A 17,950-nucleotide genomic window follows, 5' to 3' on the forward strand; every position below is an offset into this window, starting at 1 on the left:
AAAATGGGAGAATCTAAGTCAATCGAGATTCAACGCTGGAATGGCGACACGCTTAATCCTGCAGAAACTGACACCGTGGCCACCGAGGAGCCGCTGGAAATTCGTGTTCGTGGACGGAGCATTGCCATCACGATGCGCACACCGGGGCACGACGAAGATTTAGCAGCCGGATTTTTAGTCACGGAAAATATCATTCAAAACCGGCGGGATATCAGTGAGATCGCACACTGTCGCGAGGGCGAAGCGGCGCAACTGCGTAACACAATGAATGTTTTTCTGACGCCGGATGTGGAGGTGGATTTCGGGCAACTCACGCGCCATTTTTTCGCCAGCTCCAGCTGTGGCCTTTGCGGCAAAGCGAGCATTGATAGCGTGCATCAACATTTTCCCCCGGTGGTAAACCAATCAGAGGTGAACGCCAAAATGCTGGCTGCGTTGCCGGATAAACTTCGCGTGGCTCAGCCCACTTTTGACCAAACCGGCGGACTGCACGCGGCAGGGCTGTTTTCGATGGAAGGATTTCTCACCGTCAGCCGCGAAGATGTCGGGCGGCACAACGCGGTGGACAAAGTGATCGGCAATGCGTTTTTGGATCGTGTGGATTTATCACAAAGCATTTTGTTGGTAAGCGGCCGCGCTTCATTTGAAATTATGCAAAAATCACTGGCCGCACGCATTCCAATCGTAGCGGCCGTGTCCGCACCTTCATCCTTGGCAGTGGAATTTGCACAGGACAGCGGGCAAACACTGGCCGGATTCGTCCGAGGGAAAACGATGAATGTTTATGCGGGAGCGCAGCGAGTGCAGTAGGGCGTGCTCCCCGAGCGCGCAATGGCGGGATCGGAAAAACCGCTCTACCGATCATTGCGGGCGTCCAGATACTCCCGTAAAGATTGCGCGCCTTTCACCCCAAAACCGGACACCTCGGAAATTTGTTCCACAGTTGCTTCGCGCAATCTTTGGAGGCTCCCAAAATGTTTTAGCAACGCCGCTTTGCGACTGGCCCCGATGCCAGGGAATTCGTCCAGCACGCTTTCGGAAATTTTTTTGAGGCGCAATTCAACATTGAAAGTGTTGGCGAATCGATGGGACTCGTCACGAACGCGTTGGAGAAGTTTCAAAGCGGCGTTGTCTAAGCCCAATCGCAGCGACTCCATTTCGTTGGGGCGATGGATTTCTTCGAATTCTTTAGCCAGTCCGATAGCGGGAATGTCAGCCAAACCCAGCTCCTCCAACTCTGCGGTGGCGGCGCTGAGCTGGCCTTTACCCCCATCAATGAGGATGAGATTTGGCATCGGACGTTTTTCTTTTTTAAGGCGTGCGTACCGGCGACTGACGGCTTCGGCCATACAGGCGAAATCGTTCTGAGATTTTACGGCCTTCATTTTGTAGCGGCGATACTCGGAATTAGCTGGACGGCCATTGCGGAAGACAACCATCGACGCAATCATAAATGTGCCGCTGATGTTCGATATATCAAAACCCTCAATGCGCGCGGGCGGTTCGGCGAGGCCCAATTCTTTGGCGAGTTGTGCGAGGTCACGATCGGGGTCGATGGCGAGAGGAAGTTCGTTGGGAAGGCGATGGTAGCGGGTGGTTTTGCGTGTGGTATCCCGAAGCGCGTCAATTTGATCACGTATTTTTGCGGCGCGTTCGTAGTCGCGTGATTCGGCGGCTTTGTGCATCGCGGCCTCGAGTTGGCCTAGTATTTCAGCGCAGTGGCCGGTTAAGAAATCGCAGGCGTTTTCAACCTGCATTCGGTATTGCTCACGGGTGACTTTTTCAATGCACGGTGCGCTACACACTTCGAGGTGCCCATAAAGGCAATGTTTGTATTCGTGCTCATCAGGAGTGAAGGGCTTGCAACCGCGTAAATTGAATTTGTGGCGCGCGAGCTCGAGCGTCCGTTTAAGAGCGGTCCCGCTGGGGAACGGGCCGAAATAGCGCGCGTTGTCGTCTATCTTCAGCCGCGTAAGAGCGAAGCGCGGGATCGGATCGTTGAGGTTCACCTTGAGCATTAAGTAGCGTTTGTCATCACGGAAGCTGACGTTGTAACGCGGTTTGTATTGCTTGATGAGGCGACTCTCAAGTAGCAGCGCCTCGGCCTCACCCTTCACGACGTGCACATCGAAATCATGAATGCCCTCAACCAGCGCGCGGAATTTCACATCCCAACTCATCCGGCGCGAGGGATGAAAATATTGGCTCACGCGCTTGCGAAGGTCTCGCGCTTTACCAACATAAATGACCGTGCCCAGCCGGTCTTTCATCAAATAAATGCCCGGTTTATGCGGCAGCTCACTGACCTTACTGCGAATGGCGTCGGTGGCAGGCATTGTTGGGATGAGCGGTTTGCAGTGAGCGGTGAGCAGTTTTTGGGCGCACTGCTAACAGCTCACCGCTTACTGCTCACCTCATTCACTCCGCCCACTCAGGGTTTTCTATGAAAGCGTAGCAAATCATATGGGCTATGCCCATTTGGCAATCCTCGGCGCGGCCGTAGTGAGTTTCATCGATGACGATGCAATTATCGGCGAGGTCGGCAAGCTTGCCGCGTTTGCCACCGATGAGGGCGATGATATTCAGGCCCTTTTCCTTTGCCCACTCGCAGGCGGCAATGAGATTGGGGGAGTTGCCGCTCACGCTCATCGTCAGCACCACATCGCCTGCCTCGGCGTAATTTTCGAGTTGGCGGCGGTAAATGTCGTCATATCTGTAATCGTTGCCAATGGCGGTCATCCAACTCACGTTGTCATTAAGACTAAAAACTTTAAACCGTTTGCCTACGGCATCCGACGAGCCCTTGCCAAGGTCGGTGGCAAAGTGCGAGCAGTTCGATGCACTGCCGCCGTTGCCGAACACAAAAATCTGGCCGTCATTTTTTAGCGCCTCCTTCACTGTCTCGATGGCGGCGGCCACTTGGTCCACGGGGATGGTGTCGAGCGCCTTTCGCTCGGCGGCGATGTAATCAGAAATCCACTCCTTCATCGGCGAAGCGTATCCCAAATATGTCGCGGAGTCAGCCCAAAAGGGAGACAGGGATTTTACGAATTCGCACGGATTCTAACCATTTGTGTAAAGCCGTGAAATCCGTGTCTTAAAATGACTCAGCCGTGGTTGCCCCCAATTTTCTTTTCGCAACCCTGTTTTTACGCTACACAACGCGGCGAATGGAAGGTGCTAAAAATGAGGTGCAGCGGAAAACGCTGGAGGAGCGGCGGGAGATGGATGGGCTGTCGCGCATTCGGCATTCGTGTGCGCACGTGCTGGCTACGGCGGTACTGCGGATATGGCCGGAGGCAAAACTGGATATCGGGCCGCCAACGGATGAGGGGTTTTATTACGACTTCGATTTGGAACATCGCTTCACACCCGATGATTTTGAAAAAATCGAGGCGGAAATGACGAAGGTGGTAAAGGAAAATCAGCCCTTCGAGATATCCGAGATGACACGCGACGAAGCGAAGGCGCATTACGCGAAACTGGAGCAACCGTTCAAGCTGGAGCGGATCAATGACATTCCGGAGGACGAACAAATCACCTTTTATCGCAATGGCGAATTTTTTGATTTATGCGCCGGCCCACACGTGCCACGCACGGGAAATGTAAAAGCGTTTAAATTACTGCGACTGGCGGCGGCGTATTATCGTGGCAACGAAAAGAACCCGCAGTTGCAACGCATTTACGGCACGGCGTTTAAGAACAAAACGCAGCTCAACGAATGGCTTGAGATGCGGGAAGAAGCGGCCAAGCGCGACCACCGAAAAATTGGTCGCGAGCAGGGCTTGTTTACGCTGTCGCCGTTGGTGGGGCAAGGTTTAGTTTTGTGGATGCCCAAAGGCGGCATCGTGCGCTCGGAGTTACAAAGCTTTATGCAGGGCGAGTTAACGCAGCGCGGATACAATCCAGTGTTCACGCCGCACATTGGCAGCATTGAGCTTTACAAAAAATCAGGGCATTTCCCGTATTACAAAGAGAGCCAGTATCCGACGATCACAGCGGACGAAAATGAGGAGTATCTCCTCAAGCCAATGAACTGCCCGCATCACATCCAAATTTTTGCGGCGCAGAAACACAGCTATCGCGAGCTCCCCATTCGCCTGGCTGAATTTGGTACGGTGTACCGATACGAACAAAGCGGAGAACTGAGCGGCATGACGCGTGTGCGCGGGTTAACGCAAGATGACGCCCATCTTTTTTGTATGCAGGAACAGGTGGAAGCAGAGATTCGCGACACGGTCGATCTCACACTTAAAACGTTGAAGACCCTCGGCCTCGATGATTTCCGCGTGCAAGTGAGTCTGCGCGAACCGGGCAGCGACAAGTACACCGGCGACCCCGCCCACTGGGACGCCGCCGAAGCCACGCTCGCTCGCGTGGCGACGGACATGAATATCCCGCACGATACCGTGACAGGCGAAGCGGCGTTCTACGGACCGAAGCTCGATTTTATGGTGAAGGATTGCCTTGGCCGCGAATGGCAACTCGGCACGGTGCAGCTCGATTACAATTTGCCCGAGCGATTTGGTCTCGAATACGTTGGCGCGGACAACACCGCGCATCAACCCGTGATGATTCACCGCGCTCCCTTCGGCAGCTTCGAGCGCTTTATGGGCATTCTCATCGAGCACTTTGCCGGCAACTTTCCACTGTGGCTCGCGCCCGAGCAAGTGCGCGTGCTGCCGATTACCGAACACCAAAATGAGTACGCCGGGCAAATTCTCGACCGACTCAAAAATGCCGGCATCCGTTGCGGCGCAGATTTTTCCGGCAACAAAGTCGGCGGCAAAATCCGCGATGCCGAGATGAACAAAGTCCACACGATGCTTATCCTCGGCAAAAAAGAGCAGGAAACCGCCAGCGTCGCCCTCCGGGTCCACGGCCAAGGCGACCAGGGCGTGAAACCGATTGAAGCCGCATTAACGGACATTCAAGCTGCGATTTCCTCCAGAAGCCTGTAAATTGACGCAAATAGGGCTTGCCAGTTCGGCTTGGGCTGGTATTCTCCGCGCCCCAAACAGAAAATTGAGGGAGAACATTATGGCTAGAGTTTGTAAAATCACCGGAAAACGCCCACACGTCGGCGGCACTATTTCCCGCAGCGGTAAGGCGAAAAAAGAAGGCGGCATTGGCCGTCACGTCACCAAGGTTAATAAGCGCCGGTTCATCCCCAACATTCAGCGCGTGAAAATCATCACTGAGAATGGCACGGTAAAATACGTCCGCGTGGCCGCCAGTGCTATCAAGAAAGGCCTCATCACCAAGGCGCCCAAGCGCAACTGGAAGAAGCCTGAAGAAAAGGCTTAAACGCACATCTAATGCATTTCCAACGCGACTGGACATAGCCGCGTTTTTTTGTGCCTGAAATTTTAACGCCCCTTCACCGAATGCATCATCACTCGCCGAAGATTGCGATCGCTTTCGCGTTTTTTGATGGTTTCGCGTTTGTCGGTCTTGCGTTTACCTTGGCCAATGCCAAGCAGGACTTTTACCAACCCCTCTTTCCAGTATAATTTAAGCGGCAAAATGGACAGCCCTTTGGCTTGGGTCAATCCCTGCAAACGATCAATTTCCCGACGGTGCAGCAAAAGACGGCGCGAAGCTGTTGGCTCGTGATTGTGCCGGTTGCCGTGGGTGTATTCGTCGATGTGGCAATTCATCAGCCAAAGCTGGCCATTGTTATCCACTCGAGCGAAGGCTTCGCGAATTTGCCCCTTGCCGGCGCGAAGTGATTTCACCTCGGTACCCCGCAGCACCAATCCCGCCTCGAGCGTTTCGGTGATTTCATAATCCCGTCGCGCCTTGGAGTTAGTGATGATATCCATACTGGCTTTTTTCGCAGGCATAAAAAAGGCCGGAATAAATCCGGCAAACAAAATCTGGAGCGCCGGTTATTTGCGACGCTTCTTGGCTTTCTTGACCTCAGAAGCCATCTCTTCATCGAGGATGGAGTATTCCATTTTTTTCTCCACCAACTCCGTCAGCGCCATATCCGCCGAGCCCAGCATCGGGGCATCAATCAACGGTCGGCTTGAGCCGGAGTTGAGCTGGCGCACGCGCGCGGACACAAGATTGATGAGGATGTTCGGGTTCCCCACTAAAGTCACCGCTTCGTTGCAAAGTTCTGTATTCATTAAAGGGGCTGGAAAATACAGGCTCCAGCAGAAGGTGCAAGCAGAAAATCGAGCATTGCCGCAGCCGCGCCCAGGCATTAAAACCCTCGCGTGCCTGAAAACCGCGCTTTTAACCTCAAAAATTACGCCCGACAACGGGCTAAACAAGTCGACCGCGCACTCGGCCAACACCTCCCCACCGCCCGCACCAAGCCCGCCACGCTCCATCAGGCCATGCGATACAGCCTATTTGCCGGCGGCAAACGCATTCGCCCCATCCTGACCCTTGCTGCCGCCGAGGCATGCGGCGGGAGTGTCGGTGACGCGATGCCTCTGGCGTGTGCCATGGAATGCATCCACACTTACTCACTCATCCACGATGATTTGCCTTCGATGGACAACGACGATTTCCGCCGTGGGCGCCCCACCAGCCATAAGGTTTACGGCGAGGGCATTGCTGTGCTAGCGGGTGACGCGCTACTCACTCAGGCTTTTGAAATTGCTGGCAAAGCCCGTGGCTGGCCACGCTATTCTCACGCCGCTCTCATCGCGGAGATCACCCATACCGCCGGATCGCTCCAGCTCATTGCTGGGCAGGTCGCCGATCTAGAAGGCGAGGGCAAAAAACTCTCCCTCCCTCAGTTGCGCTACATCCACGAACGCAAAACCAGCGCACTGCTCACCTGCTCCGTCCGTCTCGGCGGAATGAGCGCCAACTGCCGCCCCGCCCAACTCAAGGCACTTTCGGATTTCGGGTACCATATCGGCCTTGCCTTCCAAGTCATCGACGACATTCTCGACTGCACCCAAACCACCGAGCAACTCGGCAAAACCGCCGGCAAAGACGCCGCCACCGCCAAGGCCACCTACCCCGCCATCGTGGGTCTGGAGAAATCCAAAAAAATCGCCAGCCAACTCACCGCCAAGGCCTTTGCCGCACTCAAGCCGTTCAATGGCAAAGCCACCGCATTGGAAGCCATTGCGGAATATCTGCTGAAGCGGGACACTTAAAGCCCCAGTTTTTTGAAGCGCGCGTTAATGTGTTTTTGGTGGAATTCCACCGAACACAATTTTTCCAGCTCGCCGGTTTTGAAATGTTTGGCCACGTTGGGGTCGGCCATCAATTGATCAAGGAAACTGGCGTCATCGCGACCGGCATGTTTTACCGCCCACGTTTCCATCGCAGCGACTTGCACCAACGAATACGCGGCCTCGCGGGTGAGCCCTTTTCGGATGAGGGCGAGCAAGACGGTTTGGCTGTTCCACATGCCGAGGCTGAGGCCCAAATTTTTTTGCATATTTTTCGGGTACACATTCAAGCCGTCCATCATTCGTTGGAGCAGCGAGAACATATAATCAAGCAGCGTGCAGGAATCGGGGAAGATGATCCGCTCCACGCTGCTGTGGGAAATATCGCGTTCGTGCCAGAGGGCCACGTTTTCCATCGCAGCCAACGCATTGCCGCGCAACACGCGGGAAAGCCCGCTAAGACGCTCCCACGTGATGGGGTTGCGCTTATGCGGCATCGCACTACTGCCTTTTTGACCTTTGGTAAATGGCTCTTCAGCCTCCAACACTTCGGTGCGCTGCAAATGGCGGAACTCCACCGCCCAACGCTCGATGCTCGCGCCAACTACAGCGATGGCGCTCATAAACTCAGCGTGGTTATCGCGTTGCACCACTTGTGTGGCAAGCGGGGCAACTTTGAGGCCGAGTTTTTTGCAGACATAATTTTCAATGCGCGGCGGCAAATGTGCGTTGGTGCCCACAGCACCGGAGAGTTTGCCGATGGCGGCCACTTCTTTACAGCGCTCTAGTCGCTGCAGCGCGCGGCCAAACTCATCGTACATCAACGCCATCTTCAACCCAAACGTGGTGGGCTCAGCTTGAATGCCGTGGCTCCGGCCAATGCAAACAGTAAACTTATGTTTGCGCGCCTGTTTGGCAATGGACTTGCGGACTTGCTTCACATCGGCAATGAGAATCTCTGTGCTTTGCTTCATTTGCGCGGCGAAGGCGGTGTCGACGATGTCGCTGGAGGTCAGCCCAAAATGCAGCCATCGACTGGCCTTATGATTGATCTTTTCGGCCACCGCGGTGGTGAAACCAATGACATCGTGATTGAGCGTGCGCTCGAGTTTCTTTTGGCGCCGGACAAGCGCCGGCAGATTGGCGAAACATTTTTCTGCCCCCACCCTCATCTTCGCGAAGTCGGCTTTGGGCACGACTCCCTCTTTTACAAGAGCTTCGCTGGCATGCATCTCGATCTGCAGCCAGAGGTTAAGCTTGTTTTCGTCAGTCCAAATTGCCCGCATTTCGGGCTGTGAATAGCGCGGTATCATCTGCAGGGAGAATAAAGCAGGAAGATAAAGCGCGTCGAGCGCAAGTCATTCACGGTTGCCTTTTTGCGGCTTTGGCAAGTGCATCCCGCTCCTTGTCGGTGAGGCTGTCCATTCCCTTTGCAGAAATCTTGTCAAGAATGGAGTCGATATCTTCCTCAACAAATTCAACTTTTTGCACCTTGCGTTTGGAAGTACGACGTGGGTAAGCCCGTGCGCCGCCGTCAATGGTCACCACTTTGCGTTCCTGCCAGCGTTCGCGTAACCGTTGCCACCACGGCTCCGCCCCAGCCAAAGTACCACCCTGAACAAATGCCAAAATGAAAAGCACACCCCCAAGCAGTCCGCCCAAGTGCGCCCCATGCGCCACGAGCGGGCCTTGGCCGCCCAGAATTTTCCGTTGCGTCAGGACACCCAACACACCGATCACCGCCAATGCGATGAGCAGATATTTTGCACGAATGCGCACGGGGATGATGAACATCAAAAGAATAGTCATCTCACGATTCCACTGCAAAACCGCAAAAGCCGCGATCAACCCGAAGACGCCCGCGGACGCACCCACCACACCGCTGGCGGGATTGATTTCGCCCCAAGCCAAACCGCATTGCACCAAGCCCCCAATAATGCCCGAAAGGAGATACATCAAGAGCATGCGGTTTTTTCCTAATGCTTCTTCGATAGGTTTGCCAATCATCCAAATCATCAGACAGTTGATGATGATGTGAAATAGATCGCCATGCAAAAACTGAAACGTGAACAATTGGTAAACGTGGCCCTGTTTCAGCAACTCCGGAACCAAAGCCAAGTTTGAATAAAACCCTTCTACCGTAAACTGCAAAATGAAGCAGAGCACGTTGGCAATGATGAGCCATCCCCACATGGGGGTTCCATCGCGCGTGGTTTCCGGTTGCCAATCCGGTTCGCGCATATATGGCCGGTCATCAAGCATGGGTTACTTTAACGCAGCCAGCTCGGTTTGCACCAGTTCTATCAGCGGCTTGAAGGCATCGGTATCAAAACTAAATGGAGCACCGGCGGCTTGGAAGAGTTCCGGCAAGGGCCGCGAGCCACCCAGTGCGAGGGCGTTTTTATAATCAGCCAGGGCTTTGGCGCGGTCGCCTTTGCTGTTTTTCCACACCCACAACGCGCCGAGCTGGGCGATGCCGTATTCGATGTAATAAAACGGAATGAGAAAAATGTGGAGCTGCCGATGCCATAGTTTGAGGTGAGATTGCTCGTGGCCGGCCCAGTCAATGTCGCCACCGAAGCGGGCGCGCAGCTCCATCCATTGGGCGTCGCGCTCTTCGCGCGTGTGATCGGGGTGCGTGTAAATCCAATGTTGAAACGCATCGACCGTGGCGATCCACGGGAAGATGGTGATGATCCCCTCGAGGTGTTCGCGCCGCGCGCGTGTGGCTTCTTCTTCGCCGTAAAATTCCTCGAGATGCTCGTTGCCAATCAGTTCCATGCTCATCGAAGCGACCTCGCAAAATTCCAGCGGCGCGTGCTGGTAATGATGAATGTCCTCATCCTGAGCCGCCAGCGTGTGGAAGGCGTGGCCGGCCTCGTGGAGGAGCGTTTCCACATCGCGCTGCAGGCCCACAGCGTTCATAAAAATAAATGGCAGACGCGCCTCGGGGAGACTGCTTTGGTATCCACCGGGTGCCTTGCCTTTGCGGTTGGCAAGATCCAGCAGCTTATGGTCGCGCATCGTTTGGAAGCCACCGGCCAATTCGTCGTCGACGTGATTGAAAATATTTTTGGTGCGCGCCACCATATCGTCCACTTCAGTGAATGGCTTCAGCGGCGACCGGCCCAGCGGATCCACGCCGGTATCCCACGGGCGCAGTGTATCAAGTTGCATTTGCTCGCGGCGCTCGGCGAGCAGTTGATTGTACAACGGCATCACCAACGTCTCTACGGCTTCGTGAAACTTAAAGCAATCGTCCGGCTGATAATCAAAGCGCCCTTTGGAAAGGTGCTTGAACTCGCGGTAATCCTTGAAGCCCGCGTTGGCGGCAATCTGCACGCGCAGCGCCATCAATTTTTCAAACTGCTCATCGCAGGCATCCGCCACTTCGAGCCGTTTGTTGGCGACTAACTCCCAAGCTTCTTGGCGCAGCGCACGATCGTTTTCCTGTAAGTACACACCCATCTGCACCAGCGTTTTTTCTTCGCCCTGAAACTCGACGGTGAGCGCGCCCATCATTTCCTGATATTCCTGACCGAGCTTGGTTTCCTGCGTTTCCAGCGGCACATTTTCCTCGCGGAACAATTCCACGTACGACGCCCAATCGCGGTCGAGCACTTCGTAACGAGTCTCGGGCAAATTGCAACGCTGCGGATGTTCCACAAACAATTTGGACAATTGAAAAAATTTCTCCTTCATTCCCGGCTCGATGTTCTCCACAAAATCGAGGTAGCCCTTCTTGGCGTCTTCATTGGAAGTGTGGCACGTCATCGCGATGTACCGACGTGAGCCATCTTCATCGAGGATCGCGCTCAACTCGCTGACTTCCAAAATCCACGCCTCGAGATCAGCCGCCGATTCACAACTGCCAATGCGCTCGGCGAGTTGATCAAAAAACGGCTCGATGGTATTCCAGCTATCAAGCTTGAGATCTGTCGGCACGAATGCGCGCGGTTTGTAAGGGGCGAGTATTCCAAACGGCAATAATTCCATGCGCGGGACGATGTCAAAATGCCCGCCAGTTGCGAGCCAAAAATCAGTCAGCACGCCGAATCCAAACCCCCGTGTGCCGCCAACGCTCCCGCAATTGCTCAGCCGAAATCTCCATTCGACCGGAAAGCGGATCACCCAAAATCATTTTCCCATCTTCCTCACCCAGCCAAGCCACCCAGTGATCCATCATAAAACCGTATTTGATGCGAAGCAGCACCGAGCCCTCTTTCGGCAAATCCGCCAGCGAATCGAACCAGCAATACTCCGCCACCACACCATCGCGCTCGTGCAGCCGGTTGATTGCCCGCGCCAATTCATCCGGCTCCGTGCCCGTAAAATGCGTGGTGTGCGCCGCCACCGCCAGCGCGCCTTCGCCCGAGTCCACTCCCAATCGTCGCAACCCCGTCACCGCCGAGGCCGGGCCGCAGGTGTAATCGCTGGTCTGCGCACACACCTCCCCGTTGCCGTGCCAACGCGTTTTCATCGCCGTCAATTTACCGCGCAACATGGCCGACGCGATAAAAGGCACCAGTGAATTGATCGCTGCCAAAACCATCATCACCGTGATGAGTTTGCGAAGATTATCCGTAGAGAGTTTTGGCAAAATCGTGGTGAACAGCAGCGTCACCGCGCCGCCCATCAAAACAAACTCGGTGCGGCCCGCCATCAGCCAAGTAATGGGCGGCAGAAATTCCACCTGCTGAAACCGCCGCGCAGCGCCAAAGGCAAGAATGAACGCAACCGGAATCGCATAACCCAGTGCCCACCAATGTCCCGGCAATTTTTGCGCGCGCAAACCCAAACGCCAACCGCCAATGGACAGCGCGATTGCGATGAGTGTCAAAAGCAAATTCATGTGTGTAGCCATCGTAGCCCGGGCCGGTGGCCCGGGTGGTTTCCAAAAGTCATTCAACCCGGGCCAGCGGCCCGGGCTACATTAATCCAACCCGTATTTTTCCAGCCAACTTTGCGGCAGTGTGCCGAAGGAGAGCAGCCAATCGTTGAATTTTTTCAGGCTCCAACCGCGTCCCTGCACTAAGCGCTTGTGGAGACGTGCGTTTTCCAGGCGACCGAGCCAGTAGCTCATCGGCACAGCGGGCGAGCTGGTGTACCAGTTTACATCCGCCTCGGCGCGGGCTTTTGTGAAGCCGATATGCCGTTGTAAATGTTTCACGCCTTGCTCGTAAGTGTAGCGGCCCGATTGCAGCCGCAAATCAACGAGGATACGATGCGCGCGCCAGAGGGCATCGTGGAGTTGGATAATTTTTGTCCACGGCGATTTATCAATTTTCAAATCGGTCATCATTTGTTCGCACCAAAGCGTCCAGCCCTCATAAAACACCGCGTGCGCAAACAGCGGTCGCCACTTGCGCGCGTGAGTATTGGCGGTGACGAATTGCAGATGATGCCCCGGATATGCCTCATGCGCGGAGGTTAGCGAAATCCCAAAGTGCTGTTGCACTTCAGCTAATTTATCCGCCGCGTTGGTTTTGGTGAGGCTCAAATCGTTCACCCAAAAAATACCGCGCTGTCGTTTCTCAAATGGCCCCGGCGAGGAATAGGCCGCCGTCGGATATAAGTGCCGCATAAACTCCGGAACCAATCGCACTTGCAATTCGTCGCCCTTCGGAAAACTCACCGCCTTTGCCGCCTTAAAGCCTTTCGCTACGCGATTGGTTTCCGCCCGATACACCTCCAGCAATTCGCCGCCCGGATTCCATTCCGCACGCGCCTTTTCAATTATCGTCTTCGCCGATTTGCCTTTGCCATACTTTGCGCAAGCAGTTTTCACCAGCCCTCCAATCCGCTCCGCCTCTGCCAAGGCCACCGCTTCCACTTGACCGAGCGTGTAATCAAGCCCCAATTCGTCGCGTACTCGTCGTTGCAAACGGTCCGCGCCCAATGCGAATGAGTTGCGCGGTGCCAACGGCCGCGCCATCACCGCATCGTGATAACGCCCCACGGCACGTTGAGCAGAGGCGATCAATGAGGCATCCTTTGCACCCAAAAATGTTTTCACCGCCCCAAACAATGCCCCCGATCCCGCAACGGATTGCTGCATAATTTTGCGCCAGACGCGTTCGGGACGATCAATCATTTTGGCCGACTGCGCCAAATAACGGGGAGCCTCCTTGAGCAAACTGCGCACATTTCGCTTCGCGCGCGCGGGCTCATCCTCACCGCGCTGCAATTCATGCAGCAGCACGCCAAAAACACAATCTACCGCATCCGGCTCCAGGCGATGCAGTCCGCGATCATAATCCTCGCACTCGGCCAACAACATAGCCCGCAATGCGAGCCGATCTAAATGCTGTTCCGCGCTCAATTCCTGCACGGCCAAGTCTTCCAGCTTAGAAAGCGCCTTTTGGCGCAACACCTCCCCCTTCCTTGCCGCTGCTAATCCGGTTCTGCCCAATTTACCTTCGCCTGCCCGCAAACCGAGCGCATTGGCCCAAACTGGATTCTCCCGCAGAGCAGCCTCAAAATATTCATCGAGAATGCCTTCAAACCGATTTTGTGTTTCGTTGCTATTTTTCATTTAATAAATTCCAAACCCGAAATGCTTCTGACACGCTCCAAGCCTGCGCGTCGCAACCGCGTTGCGTGTGCGGCGCGTCGCCGTCGAGCACTTCGGGCAAATGCCCAAGGCAGCCTTCATTGAGCAACGGTTCCACGGACAACAAATACGACCGTGCGGCTGCCACACTCTCTGGCGAAAAATCCCACGCCCTCACCAGTGCTTCGCAGAACACTGGCAATGGCCAAACCCATGCCGTCCCGTTATGATAAGCCGGTTTGCGCCGCGTGTCTTCGTCTCCTTCGTAACGACCCCAATATGGCTCTTGCGGATTGTTTAGCAAATCGCCTTCACCTGTCCGCACCGGCAGTGGCGGCTCCACCGGCAAGGGTGCCAGGGATCGCACCGCGCCGGGCACCACCAAATACCGCTGCGCTGCCGCTACCATTTCGCGTGCCGGTTTACCCGTCACTTCGCCCAGCGCCACCGCCAAAAGCCCGTTGCTCCGCAGTGCATTATCCGGCTTGGCTTCGGAGGCACCCATGTTTGGCGGAGCAATCAACTGATCCGCCAGCCAGTCGTTTTCAATTTTGAAAAGTGATTGGAATGATGCCTCCGCCTTTTCCAGCAACGCTTCCCATTCACCACCCAATTGACGAAGCAGCCGCAGCCACAGTGCTTGAATTTCCACAGGGTAACCCTCGCGCGGCGAACCTGCAGGGTGGTTGGTATCCATCCACGTGAAATGGGTTGGACTCCAAATCAATCCGCTCGCGGTGTCCATGCGAATACCATTCGGCGTTCCATCGCGGTAGTGCAGGGCAAAGGATTGCAGCACACCCAACACCGAACGCTCACCCGCGCGCAACTGATTTAAATCAACCCCAGTCGCAGCCAATTCTTCACATACAACGCCAAACCATAATGGCGCGTCGGAAGTTTCGCGATTAGTCGAATCGTCGCCGCGCAATGAGTTTGGCAAGGTGCCGTTTTCTTCCAAAGCGGCGTATGTCACCACGAGGTCGCGCACCTCATCGATCATCCCTGCCGCCAGCATTCCTCGCGCGACGATGAGCGTGTCGCGGCCCCAATCAAGAAACCACGGGTAACCCGCAATTACGGTTTTGCCGGTGCCACGCTGGACGATGAATTTTTCCAACGAGTTTTTGAGGCGGGCGGCAAACCGATTCGCATGCTCGTCACTCCATTGAGAGTCGTCACCATGGAGAGGCGAGCTTTTGAATCTGCCGACGCTCGTTGTTAGCCTCACACTTTCACCCGGTGTCAACGGCAATTCAAACCAACCCGGGCTACAAGCATCTCCGCTTGGCGCGTGGCCGCGACTGGCCTCGACTGGATGGGCGATGTCACGCACCCATTCAAACTCGTGATGATAATTTCCGCTGCTTACCTCGACGGTCAGTCGCGTTTCAGGCGATGCCTCGAAGGCAAAACCGATTTCATTTGGAAGTTCACGGACGTGTTCCTCAAAATATTGATAAGCCGCATCGCTCAAATGAGTTTCAGAATGAAAATCACGGTTTTCGATGTCCACCCGAACGGTCAGGAAAAACGATTTATTTTTTGAAAGTGCAGCGCCTTGCGTGGGTTGGCCATACATTCGACGAAACTCCAGCACCGTCGCATTCGCACCCGACGGCATCGCGGCGGTCAGTTCAACTTCCACTGTGCGATTGTCACCCGCGCTGATAAGGAACCGCCAGCGAGCCGGCGGGCCGGGCTGGAATTGGAGGAGGTTATCCGCATCGAGCGGTGTGATGAACCCATCAGCGACGGCCCACACGCGGGCGCGCTTGGCGAGCACGGTGCGGTTGACCGGCAAGGAGTTGTGCAGATTGGCGGCAAGCAGGCAATCGTACTTGGATTTAATACTACCCAAGTCCACCGCCATCCGCGCCATCGCACCGTGTCCGTTGGTGAGGAGCGCGATGGGGCTTTCGGTGGGTTCAGCTTCCGCGCGCACCACCGCTGCGTTAAAAGGCTCGTCGGCGGGCTGGTTATTCAGAAACAACAATTCCCCACAAATCGGCTCGGGTTTTTCATTGAGTCGGCGCATCATCAAACGCGCGCCTCCAGTAAAGTCTGGCGGAAAAGCAGCCGCGTGCCCGTCACCCACCGGCACCGATTCGGCGTGATGGGATTCATCCAAACTCACGCGGAACGGCTGCTCATCGCGCAACAACAACCAATGGCCGTGTGGCACGGGCAAAATGCGGGAGGCATCTGCCGCACGCCACGTGGTGATTTGCGGATAGCCAGTGCGTTCCATCGCGGTTTTAATTTCCACCAACAAGTCGGTGGCATTCGCGTCCATCCAGCTGATGGCGGCCAGAAATTTTTCAGGATCGTCTGCCACTAATTCAGACAAAGCGGCCCAGTCGTACGGTCCAATTTCTTCCGGCTCGAAAACCGTGGCCAGACATTGTATCGCCCACGCAACACGTGCGCGCGCTGTGCGATAGTCGGTTTTCAATTCAGATTCACTCGCAGCGAGGCAAAAGACTTGACCGGGTTGCATTTTGAAATGGACGTGGTCGGACAGCCACGCCACACCCATTGGTGAACCGCCGAGCAGATCGATCCAGCTTTCGTCGGCGGGCATTTCGACACGTGGGATATGCCATTCGTGCGGCGACTCAGAGTCGCTGTTGATTAGCACCACGACTCTCTCGCCGCAGCTTGAAGTTCGTTCCAGTGCAAAAATTGGAGAGTCATCCGGAGTAAGGCGCTTGAATGTAGCGCCATCGCGAAAACAGGGGTGATGAGAAAGCAATTCATTCAAGCGCGCCAACTCGGCGATCAGGTTTTCCTCGCTGCCCCAGGCGAGCCCGCGGGCGTTGTGGACGTTTACGCGTTCGTCGGCGAGCCACTCAACGCCGTTAGTGAAGGCGAACCCGCCGTTGACACTGGTGAGCGCGCAGAGGCGATTGCGCATGAGCGACCACACGCGGCCGCGTTCGGCGAGGCGCGGGTTGTCGTGGGTTTCGCTGTAATTAACGAGCGTGCCGATGCGGGGGCTTTGCAGCAGCGCGTGGTCGAGGTAGCCGGAAATATTGTCGCCGTTGTATTCCTGAAACAGCTCGGAGTAGGCCCATTGCATGCCGCCTTGGGTGAGGAGGTTTTCGGTGTCCTCCCAACCACCGCCGAGGCCTTCGAGCAGGAAAATGGTGTCTGGAAATTCCTCACGGACGCGCGCGATGATGTAACGCCAAACGGGCATCGGCACTTTGTACCCGGCATCGCAGCGGAATCCATCGACGCCGCGACGGCACCACGTGAGGAAGGCTTCGGCGAGATGCTCCCACAGCCCGCGATGATGTGGCTCCAGTTCGACGAGATCACCCCACGTGTTTCCCCACGCGCCGGGGCTTGCGAATTCGCCGTTGTCTTCGCGCAGAAACCACTCGGGATGTTCCTCCTGCAACGTGCTGCCCCAGCCGGTATGGTTGATGACGAGATCGAGAAAAAGTCGCCCGCCGCGCGCGTGAACAGCATCGGTCAGTTCGCAAAACTGCTGCACCCCCGTAGCGCGTTTATCAAACTGCACGAGCGCGGGATCGATGTCGGTGAGATCGCCGCAGGCGTACGGGCTGCCGAAACGGCCCATCCGTGCGTAAGTAGTGGGCGTGGAATTAACTGGCAACATATGTAGTATGCGACAACCGAGGGTGTCCATGATATGAGGCAGTTCGGCGATGACGTCGCGAAATGTCCCACTCGGCGGGATGACGGCATAACCTTCATGATCGAGTTTTTGGATTTGCTCGTTGCCATCGCGAGCGGTGGTTTCACGCGCGGTTTTGTTCGGACCGAACATGCGCGGGAAACAACAGTAAATTGTGTTCGCGCAACGCGCATCATTGGGATGCACGGAAAGCCCAAAATTTTCACCCTGTGGCCAGTGCTGTTGGCCGTCCGAATCAACGGCGTACGCCTTTGCCTGAAACCACCCCACCTCGGCCAACGCGAATTCGACCACCCACTCATCGCCCTCGAGCCGCATCGGGACATCGCGCCACGACGCCTCAATTTGAACTTCGTGTTCTTGGATTTGGCGAATAATGCCATGCCGCAAGGATGCCGCGCGACCAATGTTTGTGCGCAAAAAAACCGAATGCGTTCCCGCCGCGCCGGACAGCGTAAATCGCAACCGATCGCCGACGTATCGAACCAGCCGCTCGCCGGCTGCGGGTTGCATTTGCAAATCTCCCATACGCGGCGATTCAAGCCGATTTTAAGTGAGGCTGGAAGCTTGGGTTATTAGATGGGCTTG

Annotated in this window: 14 protein-coding genes; 4 read left to right on the forward strand and 10 right to left on the reverse strand. The window is 55.6% G+C overall.

Annotated features, from left to right (window positions below; all coding sequences use genetic code 11):
• The first annotated feature begins 3 nt into the window (after positions 1-3).
• The gene (gene fdhD, locus H8E27_04870; protein MBC8324939.1) at positions 4-810 is read left to right on the forward strand and encodes a formate dehydrogenase accessory sulfurtransferase FdhD; all 807 of its coding nucleotides are present in this window, start codon (positions 4-6) and stop codon (positions 808-810) included.
• Between the two features lie 44 nt (positions 811-854).
• Here the strand turns inward: fdhD and H8E27_04875 are convergent, their stop codons facing one another.
• Together H8E27_04875 and H8E27_04880 are read right to left on the reverse strand one after the other, a co-directional pair.
• Positions 855-2,270, reverse strand: coding sequence for an excinuclease ABC subunit UvrC (locus H8E27_04875; protein ID MBC8324940.1), 1,416 nt, complete (start codon positions 2,268-2,270; stop codon positions 855-857).
• 148 nt (positions 2,271-2,418) lie between these two features.
• On the reverse strand, positions 2,419-2,988 hold the full coding sequence (locus H8E27_04880; GenBank protein MBC8324941.1) for an SIS domain-containing protein: 570 nt from the start codon (positions 2,986-2,988) through the stop codon (positions 2,419-2,421).
• A 182-nt stretch (positions 2,989-3,170) separates the two neighbouring features.
• On the opposite strand from H8E27_04880, the gene H8E27_04885 reads away from it, so the two are divergent.
• Together H8E27_04885 and rpmB are read left to right on the forward strand one after the other, a co-directional pair.
• Positions 3,171-4,961: a threonine--tRNA ligase gene (locus H8E27_04885; GenBank protein ID MBC8324942.1), complete on the forward strand. Its 1,791-nt coding sequence runs from the start codon at positions 3,171-3,173 to the stop codon at positions 4,959-4,961.
• 79 nt (positions 4,962-5,040) lie between these two features.
• Positions 5,041-5,307 (forward strand): 50S ribosomal protein L28, encoded by a 267-nt coding sequence (gene rpmB / locus H8E27_04890; GenBank protein ID MBC8324943.1) that lies wholly within the window; start codon positions 5,041-5,043, stop codon positions 5,305-5,307.
• Positions 5,308-5,369: 62 nt separating this feature from the next.
• Here the strand turns inward: rpmB and smpB are convergent, their stop codons facing one another.
• Positions 5,370-5,846, reverse strand: a complete 477-nt coding sequence (gene smpB, locus H8E27_04895; GenBank protein ID MBC8324944.1) for an SsrA-binding protein SmpB — start codon at positions 5,844-5,846, stop codon at positions 5,370-5,372.
• Positions 5,847-5,891: 45 nt separating this feature from the next.
• Positions 5,892-6,134, reverse strand: a complete 243-nt coding sequence (locus H8E27_04900; GenBank protein MBC8324945.1) for a DNA-directed RNA polymerase subunit omega — start codon at positions 6,132-6,134, stop codon at positions 5,892-5,894.
• A gap of 90 nt (positions 6,135-6,224) precedes the next feature.
• On the opposite strand from H8E27_04900, the gene H8E27_04905 reads away from it, so the two are divergent.
• Positions 6,225-7,124: a polyprenyl synthetase family protein gene (locus H8E27_04905; GenBank protein MBC8324946.1), complete on the forward strand. Its 900-nt coding sequence runs from the start codon at positions 6,225-6,227 to the stop codon at positions 7,122-7,124.
• On the opposite strand, the gene H8E27_04910 is transcribed toward H8E27_04905, so the two are convergent.
• The 6 genes from H8E27_04910 to H8E27_04935 all read right to left on the reverse strand — a co-directional run bounded on the left by H8E27_04910 (position 7,121) and on the right by H8E27_04935 (position 17,890).
• Positions 7,121-8,455 carry an adenylosuccinate lyase gene (locus tag H8E27_04910; protein MBC8324947.1) on the reverse strand — a complete coding sequence of 445 codons (1,335 nt, stop codon included), beginning with the start codon at positions 8,453-8,455 and terminating at the stop codon, positions 7,121-7,123. The two genes, H8E27_04905 and H8E27_04910, sit on opposite strands and share 4 nt — an antisense overlap.
• Before the next feature lie 49 nt (positions 8,456-8,504).
• Positions 8,505-9,404, reverse strand: coding sequence for a rhomboid family intramembrane serine protease (locus H8E27_04915; GenBank protein ID MBC8324948.1), 900 nt, complete (start codon positions 9,402-9,404; stop codon positions 8,505-8,507).
• A gap of 3 nt (positions 9,405-9,407) precedes the next feature.
• Entirely contained in the window at positions 9,408-11,138 is a 1,731-nt protein-coding gene (locus H8E27_04920) for a M3 family oligoendopeptidase (protein ID MBC8324949.1), read from the reverse strand.
• 43 nt (positions 11,139-11,181) lie between these two features.
• Positions 11,182-11,994 carry a hypothetical protein gene (locus H8E27_04925; protein ID MBC8324950.1) on the reverse strand — a complete coding sequence of 271 codons (813 nt, stop codon included), beginning with the start codon at positions 11,992-11,994 and terminating at the stop codon, positions 11,182-11,184.
• Positions 11,995-12,075: 81 nt separating this feature from the next.
• Entirely contained in the window at positions 12,076-13,677 is a 1,602-nt protein-coding gene (locus H8E27_04930; GenBank protein ID MBC8324951.1) for a DUF885 domain-containing protein, read from the reverse strand.
• On the reverse strand, positions 13,667-17,890 hold the full coding sequence (locus H8E27_04935) for a glycogen debranching enzyme N-terminal domain-containing protein (GenBank protein MBC8324952.1): 4,224 nt from the start codon (positions 17,888-17,890) through the stop codon (positions 13,667-13,669). Before H8E27_04935 ends, H8E27_04930 begins: the two co-directional genes overlap by 11 nt.
• Positions 17,891-17,950: the final 60 nt, after the last annotated feature.

Source organism: Limisphaerales bacterium (genome assembly GCA_014382585.1).
Lineage (GTDB): Bacteria > Verrucomicrobiota > Verrucomicrobiia > Limisphaerales > UBA1100 > JACNJL01.